Here is a 14,674-nt window from a genome sequence, read left to right as displayed (position 1 = left end):
CTTGCTTATATAGTAGGTCCCGCGGCTGCATCGCTGCTTTCGTCGTGGCTGCGCGGCAGAATAATAACAACGCGCGTTCCCCGTTCTTCCCGCTCCTCATAACTAATCCCGAAGCTCCGGCCAAAATGAAGCCGAATCCGCTGGTCCAAATTCCGAATGCCGTACCCGATCGCCGGATCGCCCTTCTCTTCGTTCAGCAGTCGATGAATCGCTTCGAAATCCACTTTCTTGTAGCCGTTATCCTCGACGCGAATGATGATTTTGTCATGGTCCAGCAGCGCGCCCGTAATGATGATTTCGCCGTCCTCACCCATGTTGCGAACGCCGTGAATGATGGAATTCTCGATTAGCGGCTGCAAGGTGATCTTGGGAATCAGGTTGTGCAGCAGCTCCTCCGGAATGTTCCAGATGACTTGAAAGCCGTACTCGTACCGTTTCTGCTGCAGGCTGATGTACGCCTTCGCATGCTCCATCTCGTCTTCCAGCGAGATGAGCTCCCGCCCACGGCTTAAGCTGATCTTCATCAGCTTGGACAGCTCCTTGATCATTTCCGCGGATTCGGAGTTGCCCTCCAGCGTGCTTTTCCAATAAATACTCTCGAGCGTGTTGTACAGGAGATGCGGGTTGATCTGTTGATATAACAGCTGGAGCTGGGACTCCTTCTCCTTGATTTCCATCTGGTATTTGTAATGAATCAGCACATTGAGCCGCCGCGCCATGTCATATAAGGAAGAGATGAGTACGCCGACTTCGTCTTTACGTCCTTTGCCCGGTGTCTCCGGCACCCTCCTGCCCGGCTCGTAGGAGCGGACGAAATATGCCAGCCGTTGCAGCGGGGTCATAAGTGAACGCCAGAAATAAAGGATGACGATGATGCCGAAAATCGTATATACGATGGAGATGAGCTGGATGACGCGCTTGAGTTCATTTTGCTGCTGGAGCAGGGAGTTGACGGGAATTTTATAAATCAGCTTCTGCTGCAGCAGATGATTGTCGTTAATGACATAGATAAATTCCGGCGTGATGATGTTGCTCATGCCATCCGCCTCATTAGGTTTGATTTCTGCCGCTTCAGGCGGAAGCTGCAGCGTCGTGCCGATGATGCCAGGCGTGGTCGCCGTCAGCACCCGATTGTTGGCATCGGTAAAAAAAATCTCCCCATCGGGCAGCGTCACGCTCTGAAACGACTCTCCAATCTTCTTATCCATCTTCGTTGCGACCAATACGCCGATGACGCCGTGTCCGTTCGAGATGTTGTTGACCGAACGAACGTAAGCCAGCGTTGTTTGCGTCGAGAAGCCGATGTTGTTGCGGATCAGCTTCATGTAGCCTTCGCCTTTCTTCTTCACGGCTTCGTCGAACCATTCCGGCTTGTCGCGGTCGGAGAAGAAGTAGACCCCGGTCTGCGTCATGGGGATTTTGGGTGCAAAATAGTAAAAGTCCTCAGGGTCATACACGTAAAGGCTGTAGTAGACCGCTTCGCCGCCATTCACGCTGATCGAATAGCCTGCGATGAGCTTATCGAGCTTCGAATACTCCTGCACCCGTTCGAACACGGACTCCCCCGGTGCCGGGACGAGCTGCTGGGTGAGCGGATTTTGAATGATCGTCGTGGTAATTTTATTGACGGTGTCGATATCGCGGCTGAGGAGCGCCATGTTCTGCTTGTTGAGCTCCACGTAGGCATTGGTCACATGGCGCTTCAGAATAAGCTCCGCCCTCGTGTTCCCATACCACTGCAAGAGTAGAATCGGACTGACCATGATGATAAAAAGTAAAATAATTTGCTGTCTCACGTTCATCCGTGTGAGCGGGTTCGTCATATGGGCCATCGGAACAGTCTCTCCTTCTCGCGTTACTGGTACTATATCTTACTTACGCTAGGCGCGCGTATGGCTATTTTTATGGATGTTAGGTGTAGATCTATCGGGATTGTTGGGGGCTGGCGCTAGTCGCGTTAGTGACGCAAAGGGCAGCTGTACCCGCTATACTTTTGATTACTATATATACCTTGTATCATTACGTATCAATATTTTCACTACTTTTATTTTGCATGTTACTGCATCATAATGAAACAGGAGCTTGACCATTCCATATGAAACATTGGAGGATCCTATGACACAGAAACCTATTCCGCTGCAACGCCGTCATATAAATGCCAGCCAACTCGTACTCGGATGCATGAGACTTGGAGGCGACTGGAACGCTAGCAGCCCCATTACAGCCGAGCACTACCGCGAAGGCAACGAAGCGCTCGATGCCGCGCTTGAGATTGGTATCAACATGTTCGACCATGCCGACATTTATACGGCTGGCAAAGCAGAGCGCGTATTCTCGCAGCTGCTGAAGGAGCGTCCTTCGCTTCGCGAGGAGATCATCATCCAGTCCAAATGCGGTATTCGCTTCGGGGATGAGAGTAACCCGCATCGATTTGATTTCTCGGCCGACTATATTTTGGACAGCGTGGATGGGATCTTGGAGCGCTTGGGCACGGACTATCTCGATATCCTGCTGCTGCACCGTCCTGATCCACTTGTCGAGCCGGAAGATGTAGCCAGTGCAATTCATGCGCTGAAAGCATCTGGCAAAGTGCGCCACTTCGGCGTGTCCAACATGAGTCACGGCCAAATCCGTCTGCTGCAAGCTTACAGCGACGAGCCGTTCATCGTAAACCAGCTCGAAATGAGCTTGCACAAAATCGGCTTCTGCGACACCGCCGTCAGCGTAAACCAAGAAGCATGGCGCAACAATGTGTTCCCGGAAGGCACGATGGAACACAGCCGCCTGGAGAACATTCAGCTGCAATCATGGGGACCGCTCGCGCAAGGCCGTTATTCCGGCGGCTCCTTGGAAGGCCAGAGCGAAAGCGTCGTGCAAACCGCTGCGCTTGTGGCCCAGCTTGCCGAGAAGCATAACACGACACGCGAATCTATCGTGCTCGCTTGGTTGATGACGCACCCGGCCGGCATCCAGCCGGTGATCGGCACGATTAACCCGGAGCGCATCCGCGCTTGCCGGGATGCGGCCACCCTTCGCCTCTCGCGCGAAGACTGGTACCGCCTGTACGTCGCTTCGCGCGGCGTGAACTTGCCTTAAGGCATTGAATAGCCCGAGGGGAACTGAGTCGCATGATCGTATGCGGCTCGGTTGCTCTTGGGCTTTTTTGTGTGGAGGGGAGTGGAGTGGGGCTGTAAGCGGAATAGCCGCTTACGAGGCTGGAATTGGGTTAGTTTCGTCGCTGTAAGCGGAATAGTCGCTTATTGCGAGATAACTCAACGATATGGTGCCAATTTTAGTGGGTTGAAGGTATTTTAAGAGGAATAGTCGCTTACGATGCTCGAATTGGGTTAGTTTGGTCGCCGTAAGTGGAATAGCCGCTTACATCGAGTTAACTGGACGATTTGGTGCCACTTTTGGTGAGGAAGAGTTACTTTAAGAGAAATAGTCGCTTACGAGGCTGGAATTGGATTAGTTTGGTCGCTGTAAGCGGAATAGCCGCTTACAGCAAGATAACTGGGCGATATGGTGCCACTTTTGGTGGGTTGAAGGTATGTTAAGAGAAATAGTCGCTTTCGAGGCTCGAATTAGTTAGTTTGGTTGCCGTAAGCGGAATAGCCGCTTACGGCGAGATAACTGGGCGATATGGTGCCACTTTTGGTGGGTTGAAGGTATGTTAAGAGAAATAGTCGCTTTCGAGGCTGGAATTGGGTTAGTTTGGTCGCCGTAAGCGGAATAGCCGCTTACAGCAAGATAACTGGGCGATATGGTACCACTTTTGGAGGGGATGAGTTAGTTTAAGAAGAATAGTCGCTTTCGAGGCTGGAATTAGGTTAGTTTGGTCGCCGTAAGCGGAATAGCCGCTTATTGCGAGAAAACTGGGAGATAGGGTGCCACTTTAAGTGAGGATGAGTTACTTTAAGAGGAATAGTCGATTACGAGTCTGGAATTGGGTTAGTTTCGTCGCCGTAAGCGGAATAGCCGCTTACAGCGACAGTTCACTTTTGGAACTCTCGACTCTCTTTTACGCGAATTGTGACGCTGAGAGTTCCGTTTTCGATCTCTCAGCGTCTGCCACGCCTAGTCTAGCCACGCTGTAGACGCCGAGAGTTCACTTTTGGAACTCTCAGCTCTCTTTTTCGTGACTTGTGACGCTGAGAGTTCCGTTTTCGATCTCTCAGCGTCTGCCGCGCCTAGTCTAGCCACGCTGGAGACGCCGAGAGTTCACTTTTGGAACTCTCGACTCTCTTTTACGCGAATTGTGACGCTGAGAGTTCCGTTTTCGATCTCTCAGCGTCTGCCACGCCTAGTCTAGCCACGCTGTAGACGCCGAGAGTTCACTTTTGGAACTCTCAGCTCTCTCTTCCGCGACTTGTGACGCTGAGAGTTTCATTTTCGATCTCTCAGCGTCTGCCGCGCTTGATCCAGCCACATTGTGGTCGATTCGCCATGCTGCATAACGCATGAAGAGCCCTGCCACAGTCAATGTGGCAGGCCTCTTGCTTACTCCAGCTGCAGCCAGTCTCGAAAGAACGAATCATCTTGCAGCGAGAAGTAGGCCACCGCAAATCGCACGAACTCCTTCGTATCCACTTGCTGATTCTGATACTTCTCATAATACGCGTGCAAGAAAGTTACTCCCGCATCCTTGCCGCCATATCGATCGAACAACTCTCGCATTTTCATAGCCGGCTGTGCATACAGCGACTGGATGATATCACGTGACTCGTACGCGGAAAGCGGTAAGTTCGAGCGTTTCGAACCGGCTCGATAGAACCGCTCGTCAAACGAAAAATCATCCAAATAGTACGCTGTGCTGAGCTCCGCCATCCCCTCGTCCAACCATCCGTCGACATAAGGATCGTTGCTTACCACATTGTAGAACCATTGATGAGCTAACTCATGCACCAGCGTATGTTTTTCCTTATCCGCATCGCTATCCACCGTCACAATCCCCGGGTACTCCATGGAGGATACATTATCGAACATAACGTCTAGCTGTTTGTACGGATATTTGCTGATGTGCTGCTCGAAGTATTGGAATGCTTTGGTGATGATTGGAAGTGCCTCTTCCGCTTGCTCCTTCCATTTGCCACTCCCCCATACGCGAAGGTCAACACCATCCACCTTCGTTTCCACGAACGTCAGCTCTTTCGCTACCGTTACCATCAACTCTTTGGCATGGGAGAGGCGAACGTCCCCCGAATCAGAAGCGACGGTCGCATCTTCATCCGATGAGCTGATTACCCGGTATCCGCTTGGAAGGTCATAGTGAAGCGTGAAGTCACTAAACCCTGTGTGGTAAGACTCGCTCAGAGGCGTATAAGGCTGCTTATTCCACCCACCTTGATACGTCGCCAGCATGGGATACCACTGTGCTAAATAGTAGCTCGCACCAGAGTTCGTGTAACGAATCCCATGTTCCGGCACTTGAAATGAATAGGTCACTTCGACCTTTGCATGATCTGCTGGCAATAACGGCTTCATTAACGGAACGCTCAACTTGTCCCCCTCAAGAGTAAAGGAAGTGCTCTCTCCATTAACAGTAATACCGCCAATCTCAAACCGCGCAGAAGCCCGGTACAATTGGGAGTCGCTCTTGTCGCTGAACACATGGGGTATCATATAGAACACAAGCTCGTCCCATTCTTCACCCGATTGATTGTTTACTTCGATAGCCGCCTCAACACTGAATTTCGCTTGATCATTCATCCGCAGCTGCAGATCATAAGAAGCTCTGCTGCCGTTCTCCACGAACTTGGGCGTATACCCTTCCAGCTTGCCAACTTCTACCTCACCGTGAGGATCTGCGGTAATAACGACGTTTGCCTCTACCGATGGTGTCTCCCGGCCCAGATCTAACATGACTAAACGTCCGATCGAAGCTGCAGCAACAAGCAGTGTAACCATTGCCACCGCCATAATAATCTTCTTCAGACGCGCTTCCGTCTGCTTAGCCGTCGTGTAACTGCCTTTCATTCCCTCAACCGGAGAGAGAGCTACCGCCATTTCGGCAGGAAGGATTGAGCCTAATAAGCCTGTGAGAACAGGAACCACGCCTACCATTAGCAAATACCACAACTCATCAACGGGCACCTTCCGGTACAACAACGCGATGAACATAACACCTAGCACAAAAGCCAACAAACCTGCCACGATCCCGGTTATCATGCCCTCGTACCAGATAAGCTGACGAATGGAACGATTGCGCCAGCCTAACGCTTTCAAAAGGGCAATTTCGGGCTTTCGTTCGGAAACATTTTGCCAGACGATTTCCGCCGTGGTGAGTGCAGCGATTAATAAGCAAATGCCGATCGCAATATAGTGCATGCTCCCAATCTCGGCAGCGGCATATTGGCCAAGCCATGACGTATAGAACACGCCTTTCAGCCGGATGGTCACAAACACGAAAAACATCAGCAGCATAGTCGGAACCGCCATCGCTAGTACAGACAACCAATTCCGCTTCATTTTGCCATGAAAGTGAGCCGCAGCCAACTGAACTAAGTGTCGAACCGGCATCATTCTTCGAGTGGACGCCATGTACTCACCTGTACGCAGTGCTTCCATCGGCTTGATTCGACCTACTTGCAAGATCGGTGCGATGACACCAAGCATATAGATAACGAACCCACAGCCCCCTATGAACAGAAATCGAGACAGTGACAGCTCAGATCCGCGGGCAAGAATAAAATAGGATTCCATTGTCCACGTCACCAGCGCCACAAAAACACCGATTAGCATAGACTCCATGAGGAGTAAACGTCGTAGGTTCGATTTTCTCCACCCGATGGACAGCATGATTGCAAATTGTTTCTTCCTAACGAGAAATGACACCATATTCGTAGCCGCAACATAAATCATCGATACTCCGATTACCAGCAGCAGCATACCCGAGAAACCGAGCTTCACTTCACTTACTATGGAGAGTGCGGCACCAAGCTTGATCCACATCTGTTCCATCCAACCGATTGCGCTCTGCGTTCCGCTCTCCGGGACTTGAATCAAAACCGGTTGCGGCGAAGAGCCCATCATAATATCGGTTTGTAAGCCGGTCTGCTGTTCAATGGCTGCGGCAATTTGCTCCAGCTTGGCTTGATTGGCATCTGATACCTCATTGATTCCGGCTGCCTTAATTCGAATGACAGAGATCGGTTTGTCACCGGATAGCATGGAAGCAGCTTCGAGCGTTGTCAGCATTGTAGGCGGACTCGTCAAGAAGCCGAGCGGATTGTTGACCGGTTTAATCGTAGATTGCGGGTTTGCAGGGCGGCCCTTTGAATCAAAAACAAACTTTGCTGACGGTGCTGTATAGGTATCCATTGGAAAGAGATGCTCCAGATCTTTGGAAACTTGCAGCTTCGTAGGATCATAGAGCCCAATATAGGTCGCTCGCAAGATGTTACGATATACAGCATCCGGATGCTGAGCGTCGACAAATCGCTCATAGGGACGATAATAGTCCGGAAACCGCTCGGCAAGCGTCAGAGCAGGATCCGTGTACGTTTGTAATTGATACGTGTAAGGCCAACGATTCGAGAATGGACTCTTCGTCGATTTGAAGGTAAGCGGAGTCGCTTTCTGAACGAGCGGCAGAATATCCGGGTCGGTTTGCGACATCTTAAACTTCTCCGCTAGCCGTTCATTGGCATCCACTTCTTTGTCCTGATAAGTATAGGTTTGAGTGTTAAATTGATCCAGGTATCGAAGACCGCCGTTTGCTTTTATCTTCGTCCTTGTTTCCGCTACCTCAGCCTCCGTTTCAAAAGGGACATCCAGCTTCTCGAATTCAAACGTATATTTCTTATCCGTAAATGGCCGATTGCTCATCAGAATAGGGACATCTACTGCACGATAACTCCCGCCATACAGTTGGTCCAAGTTATAAACCTTGCTGCTATCCGTACCATTAAAATAACGAGATGTATAGGACGATAGAACGGCCTTGTCCAACCCTACCAATTTGGCTTCTTCCACCGGGTCAATCCCTACCAACAAGGTAGTATCATAAGTACTCAGCTTGAATTCCGGATCATCTGCGAGGTCGTAATTATAATAGCTGGAGAACGGAACTGACGTTTGATGTTGTACACCATTATTCGTTGTCGTTTGAACCTTCCAGCGATATACACCGTGTTCTTTGAATTTAAAGGATTGATTAAGCGGCATTGAATATTCCGTATATCCAATTACAGCCAGCGGCGCTGCAACGCTAACCCCGGGAATCGCTTTGATTCGCTGCAACTGTTCGCGACTGATCCCACCGGTTATGCCATCTTGAAAATTCGGCTCAAACATGCGATTCGCTTCATCGGTTGCCTGCGTCCCTTGAGGACGAACAAGGATATCATAAGAAACCTTCCATTTGTTCTCCAGCGTTTCCATGACGGTCCCTTTGTTGGATTCATTCAGGCCAAACAGAAAGCTAAGCCCCGCACTAACAATGAACACACCAACAAGCATGATGAGAAATCGTTCCTTATGACGCCACCAATTCGACCAAATGAACCTTAGCATGAGCTTCCGCCATCTGCATGTAGACTGCGGTCTTCCACAACGCGGCCATCTCTAATCTCAATTAACCGATCGGCCTTCTGTGCGAGCTGCATATCATGAGTAACCACCACAATGCCGCAACCAAATTCACGCTTTAGTTGATGCAGCAAATCATAGAATAGCTGCGCGTTACGAGAATCCAAGTTTCCTGTAGGCTCGTCAGCCAGCAGCCACTCCGGCTCATTCACCAGGGCACGTGCTATTGCAACACGCTGCTGTTCGCCGCCGGAGAGCTGCGACGGAAGCGAATTTTGTTTGGCTGCAAGACCCAATTGTGCAAGCAGCTGTGCAGCCTTCTTCTTATAATCAACTTTCGTCCTCCGTCCAAAAAAAGGCGACATGACGTTCTCCAGCGCAGTTAACGTAGGCAGAAGATGAAAATGCTGAAATACCATTCCGATCCGCTCGAATCGAAAGTCAGCCAATCGATTTCCCTTTAATCCGGCAACATTGACGTCGTCAAAAAAAACTTGTCCTGAGGTAGGTTGATCCAGCGTACTGACCAGACTGAGCAGCGTGGATTTGCCGGATCCGGACGCACCGACGACCGCCGTGAATTCATTGCGTTTCAAAGAAAGCTGTACTTGATTCAGTACAGGTGTCTCAATCAGGTCGCCGGAATAAACCTTCTCAATATCTACTAGCCGAATGACTCCCATCACCAGACACCACCTAATATAGGAATATATTGTTTTTAGATCGTAACATATATGAAATCAATAGAAAAATAGACGAAAAAAAGAGCTGCTCATCATCCGCAGCTCCCTGCCCTTATTTCACGAATATCCGAACTTGATTCGGCCCGATCCGTTTCATGACGCGATATCCCGTTGCAGCTGCCGTCGCTGTTCCCTCATCGTTCGACATGCAGTAGCCCCCGGGCACACATGTGCCGTCATCCCGAACAAGCAGCTTGCCGACCACGCCGACGGCCACCCACTCCGGACGCTGCGAACGCGGCACATAATCCATAGCTTCGTTCCAATCCGGGTTCAGCATCGGCTCCATCTTGCTGCCGGCTGGCCTTAATACAACACCCGAACCGTCAAACATTGCGGGCACATTCACCTCATGGTACTGAATGCGGTCCCATTCATCGGTAACAAACAGCCCATGCCAGCGCAAATCGCTGGAATCCGCTAAGACGGCCGGACGAGCGCTGACAACGCCGAGGATGTAACCGTCTGCTGCCGTTGCTCGACGGATTTTATCACATGCCTGATCGTCAAGCGTGACAAAATAGCCGACGTCGATTCCAAGACCATCTGCCGTTTCGAACATTTCGGCGTAATCGGCGGCGTTCGGCGAGCTGACCGTGCCATCCAAATACAAGTTACCGGTCACCCCTTCGATAACGGCAGAGTTCAAAGTCGGGCCTACCATCAACCCATTGGCTAAGTGCCATGAATACGGAAATCTGGTTGTCCCATTCAGCCCCATAATATGAGCGCCAGTATGCAGCATATCGACAGATGTATTTATACCTTCTGCATGGGAAGACGCAGCTAACGCACTCGTAGCGGAGCCTTCCGCATGCGATGCTTGACCGCCTGCCAGCGTATCGGCTCCTTCCGCATGCGAATAAGGTCCATTCGCGCTTGTGCCGATGCCCTCTGCATGGGAGAACGGCCCGCTCGCACTCGTGTTTGCGCCTTCCGCATGTGTCCCGGGGCCGCTCGCGGTAGTCTGAAAGCCTTCCGCATGAGCCGCCGTTCCACTGGCCACGGTGGTTTGCCCTTCGGCATGCGAAAATGCAGCCAGAGCCCTCGGTCCTGGCGCAACGGTCACATCATTCGTGCCCCCTTCCGCATGGGCAGCAAACCCGATCGCTATCGTGCCTACCCCTTCGGCATGGGAGCTGTCGCCCGATGCAACGGTTGGAGCAAAATTGCCCAGCGAATCCACTGCGCCGCCTTCAGCATGGGAAGCTCTGCCGCTTGCCGTGTTGCTCTCTCCCTCGGCGTGGGAGGCCTGACCGCTTGCAGTCGAATCGGCACCTTCCGCATGCGAATAAACGCCGCTTGCATTTGTTCCTATGCCTTCGGCATGGGAGAAACTCCCGCCGGCAGTCGTATTGGCGCCTTCTGCATGCGCACTGGGTCCGCTGGCGAGCGTTTGGAAACCTTCCGCATGCGCGGCCGTTCCGCTCGCAACAGTGGTTTGTCCCTCTGCATGCGCAAAGGATGCCGTCGCACGAGGACCTGGAGCAATCGTAAAATCCACCGTTCCGCCTTCGGCATGAGCGCCATCTCCGCTTGCCTCGGTCCCTATCCCTTCGGCATGAGAAGAAGCGCCGATGGCTTGGTTGGGTGCAGGATTGCCTAGTTGATCCACGCCTCCGCCTTCCACATGAGAAGCACGGCCACTTGCTATATTGCCTTCCCCTTCCGCGTGCGAATTCAAAGCAAGCGATTGCGTATTACTGCCCTCTGCGTGAGATGAACCGCCACCGGCTACAGTCTGGGACCCTTCCGTATGAGCAGCAGCTCCGACTGTTAAGGTCTGGTAGCCTTCCGCATGCGAAGCATCCCCGCCTGCTGTCGTTTGATAGCCTTCCGCATGAGAGGTATCCGCATTAGCCATCGTTTGAAACCCCTCCGCATGCGAAGCTGCACCATTCGCAGTGCTTTCCCTGCCTCCGGCATAGGATGCAGAACCATTCGCTACCGATGAAATCCCCTCCGCATGCGAAGCAAGTCCATTAGCAGCACTCAGATAACCCTCTGCATGAGAAGCTGAACCATTGGCTGCGGATGAACTTCCTTCCGCATGGGCTGCAACGCCGCTCGCAATTGTTGCCGTTCCTTCCGCATGAGCGGTATCCGCTGCCGTTTGCGTCTGATAGCCTTCCGCATGGGCAGCGCCGCCTCCCGCCGTCGTCCCGCTTCCTTCCGCATGGGAAGCATCCCCGTTCGCGGTTGTTTGATACCCCTCAGCATGGGAAGCCATACCGTTAGCGGTAGTATCACGACCTTCCGCCTCCGAGCATTCACCGACTGGATTTTGATTACAATCCGCCACTGCATTCACTCCTTTTCCATAGAACAATAGAATTAACCTCGAGATAGATCGCATCCTCTCCTCTATTAATCTATGTGGAATGCGCCAACTAGCTTGGACCATTGAAGGAATGTATCGCCGCCAGCGCGAATACTGTAAGCAATATCTAAATCCATCAGGAGGAGAGCTCGCGATGCCTAAACTGAAAATCCCCCGGTAAGCCCGAGGTCCACCTCTCCTTTCGGAAGTATGACAAGGCAAGACTCATCATACAAACGAGAGGAAGATTGCAATGTGGCCCCAAACAGTAGATTGGAAGCAGCTGAAGTTCGGCGTTGAGATTGAGTTTATAGGCGGTAAACCAGCGGAATTAGAGCTGCTGCCCGGCTGGGAAATGTCTTTGAATGAACATCAAATCGATGAAACCGGAATCGAGTCCGGCAGTGAGCTGAAGCCCCCGCCGATTCTATGGGAGGAGCGGGATCAGATTCGGATCATGCTGAGCCGACTTCAAGCGCAAGGCGCAACGGCTAATTGGAGCTGCGGACTTCATGTGCATGTCGGCATTGAAGCCTGGGGAGAAGCGATGGTGCTCCCACTCCTAGATGCGGCACTGGCTTATCAGGATACGCTGAAAGCCTTGCTGCAAACGAGCGAGCATCGCCTGTTGTTCTGTCCACCGGTAACGACGGCGATTCGTGAACGATTCACGATAGATCCTTCTGCCCAAGCTGTACGCAACCATGGCCGTCCGCAATCTCACCGATTCGGGATCAACGTAGCCTCTTGGTTTGATATCGGCACGGTTGAAATCCGTTACGCCAATGGCTGCGTGCAAGTAGACGAAGTGCTGAATACGATTGAGCTATGCCTTCGCTTCGTAGCCGCTATTGGGGCCGGAACGGAGCTTCCGCTTGAACAGGCTCAATTCGCAGCTGCTCTCCATGCTCCGGCAGATGGCTATCCACCTTCGATTGCTGTGCCACGCTGGTATGAGGAACGAATCTGGCTCGAAAATATGCTCATCCCTATCCTAGAGCCGATTGCCCAGCAGCTTGTGCCAGGCGGTGAGATTCATAACCTGCAGCCGGTATCGGATGGGCTGTTAGTTGTCATCGAGAACCCCGATGGACAGCCGCAGCAGTACGTCTTGGATGCTCCGGCCGATGGCTGGCAGCTGAAACGCAAGTCGACAGACTAAACCCAAGCAGTAAAAAGAAGCTAGCCGCGATCACAGCGGCTAGCTTCTTTTCATCGTCGCATAATTACGCAGCCAACAGCTCGTTCGCATGCTTTTCCGAATGATGAATACATTTAAGTATTCGAGGATCAGGAGGAACGAAACATGGCACACAAGAAGGAATCGTTCATGAGAGGGACGATGGCCTTATCTGTCGCTGCTTTCATCAACCGCATTCTTGGCTTTATCAGCGGCATGTTTGTCGCTCGCGCACTGGGAGCGGAAGGAATCGGCTTGTTAATGATGGCACACCCTCTCGTGCCTCTTGTCATTACGATCACGGAGCTCGGCCTGCCTGTTGCGATATCGAAGCTGGTCGCGGAAGCTTACGCTCGCGGCGAGAAGGCAAAAGTCAGGCGTATCCTGCACGTTTCACTGGCCGTGACCGGCTTCTTAAGTGTAACGCTAACGACCTTTTCTCTGCTTGGCTCTCACTGGATCGCATCCATCCTGCTGAGTGACCAACGTGCCTATTATGCCATGCTCGCAATAACGCCCATTGCACCGATTGTTGCAGTCTCCGCCGTGCTAAAAGGGTACTTCCGAGGCGTTCAGCGAATGAAAGTAATCGCCGCTTCGGATGTGCTCGAGTATTCGGTGCAGATTGCCTGCGTACTCGCGATGGTCCATTTGCTGCTCCCTTATGGTGTCGCATATGCAGCGGCAGGCGCGATGGCTGCCTCCGTTATTAGCGAGGCATTCAGTCTCTCGTTCCTTGTGATCAGTTATAAGCTGAGCGGTGAAGCGAAGCTGCCCGGCGAGACCTGGAGCGGCCATCTGAGACATGGCAAAAAAACACTCACCGAGCTGCTGCAAATCGGCCTGCCTACGACCGGTCAAGGCGTGGTGCAATCTATCTACAGTGCATTTCAGCCCTTGCTTATTGCAACCAGCTTGGCACTAGCCGGGATAAGCACGGCATTAGCGACGAAGCAGTTCGGGATGCTGGCCGGTTATGCCTTCCCGCTGCTCTATATGCCGAGTTTTATTACGCAATCCCTATCCACCGCGCTTATACCGGCAATCGGCGAAGCGGCGGCGAATAAGAATGATCGGCTCATGCATCAGCGGATGAATCAAGCGCTGAACCTCGGTCTGCTCATCGGGGCACCGGCTACCGTTATTCTTTTCGTATGGGCAACTCCGCTTACAACACTGGTTTACGGCGCGCCTGACGCGGGATTGCTGCTCCAAATATTAGCGCCGATCTTCTTCCTTCACTACTTCGACGCTCCCCTGCACGCCATTCTTCTCGGACTCGGCCGCGCCAATGCTACGCTTTGGAATTATATCGTGTCCACATCGTTCAAAGCGATCGCCATATTCGTGTTCGGCAGCCAGTTCGGCATTGTCGGCATCACCTTCGGCATCGGAATCGGGATTATCATGCAGTTCCTGCTTAATTTCTTCTCGATTTCCGGTTCGATCGGCATCTACATGAGTATTGCACCTTATCTCAAGGTTGGCATCTGTATGCTGCTGATGGCGATTTGCGGCCGTTGGTGCTCTGACTATCTGACTGTGGTCCAGAACCTCCCGCTCCTCTGGAGCTCCGTTGGTTCCATGATCTTCGCGCTGCTGATCTACTTCGCTGCACTCCTATCCATGGATGCTTTGCTCAAAGCAAGCCGATCCAGCGTGATCCCGCGATAATTGACTCACTTAGATTACTGCGCACATGGGGCATGCTTATGCTTCCGGCCATCTGTTCACCTCAATCATCCTTGTAGGAATGTTGCAATTCGTGCAACATTTACGATGAATTCGGAGGCATTTTGTGAAAATGTTGCTTAAAATGCAACATATGAGCCCCATTGCGCCGTACAGGAGTGATTTACATAGAAAATGTTGCATTCTATGCAGCATTCTTCTGTATCAGCG

The 14,674-nt window shown here is 51.9% G+C and carries 7 protein-coding genes; 3 read left to right on the top strand and 4 right to left on the bottom strand.

From position 1 onward, the window contains the following. Positions 1–5 precede the first annotated feature (5 nt). A complete protein-coding gene (locus BLW29_RS27120) occupies positions 6–1,832 on the bottom strand; it encodes a sensor histidine kinase (RefSeq protein WP_256208968.1) in 1,827 nt (608 codons plus the stop codon). Positions 1,833–2,115: 283 nt separating this feature from the next. Here BLW29_RS27120 and BLW29_RS27115 point away from each other — a divergent pair, with 283 nt between their 5' ends. Then, the gene (locus BLW29_RS27115) at positions 2,116–3,096 is read left to right on the top strand and encodes an aldo/keto reductase (protein ID WP_090985586.1); all 981 of its coding nucleotides are present in this window, start codon (positions 2,116–2,118) and stop codon (positions 3,094–3,096) included. A 1,404-nt stretch (positions 3,097–4,500) separates the two neighbouring features. Here BLW29_RS27115 and BLW29_RS27105 read toward each other — a convergent pair. The 3 genes from BLW29_RS27105 to BLW29_RS27095 form a co-directional block, all read right to left on the bottom strand. Then, on the bottom strand, positions 4,501–8,514 hold the full coding sequence (locus BLW29_RS27105; protein WP_090985582.1) for an FtsX-like permease family protein: 4,014 nt from the start codon (positions 8,512–8,514) through the stop codon (positions 4,501–4,503). Further along, on the bottom strand, positions 8,508–9,212 hold the full coding sequence (locus BLW29_RS27100; protein WP_090985579.1) for an ABC transporter ATP-binding protein: 705 nt from the start codon (positions 9,210–9,212) through the stop codon (positions 8,508–8,510). The genes BLW29_RS27105 and BLW29_RS27100 overlap by 7 nt, the downstream gene beginning before the upstream one ends. 112 nt (positions 9,213–9,324) lie before the next feature. Next, on the bottom strand, positions 9,325–11,574 hold the full coding sequence (locus BLW29_RS27095) for a peptidase G2 autoproteolytic cleavage domain-containing protein (protein ID WP_256208966.1): 2,250 nt from the start codon (positions 11,572–11,574) through the stop codon (positions 9,325–9,327). Between the two features lie 271 nt (positions 11,575–11,845). Between BLW29_RS27095 and BLW29_RS27090 the strand changes: the two genes are divergently transcribed. Both BLW29_RS27090 and spoVB read left to right on the top strand, forming a co-directional pair. Further along, positions 11,846–12,754, top strand: coding sequence for an amidoligase family protein (locus BLW29_RS27090; protein WP_090985577.1), 909 nt, complete (start codon positions 11,846–11,848; stop codon positions 12,752–12,754). Between the two features lie 144 nt (positions 12,755–12,898). Then, a complete protein-coding gene (spoVB, locus tag BLW29_RS27085; protein ID WP_090985575.1) occupies positions 12,899–14,446 on the top strand; it encodes a stage V sporulation protein B in 1,548 nt (515 codons plus the stop codon). Positions 14,447–14,674: the final 228 nt, after the last annotated feature.

Source organism: Paenibacillus sp. CF384, assembly GCF_900106745.1.
Taxonomy (GTDB): domain Bacteria; phylum Bacillota; class Bacilli; order Paenibacillales; family Paenibacillaceae; genus Paenibacillus_Z.
Note: the sequence above shows the minus strand (reverse complement) of the source record. Positions and strands in the feature narration are given on the sequence as shown.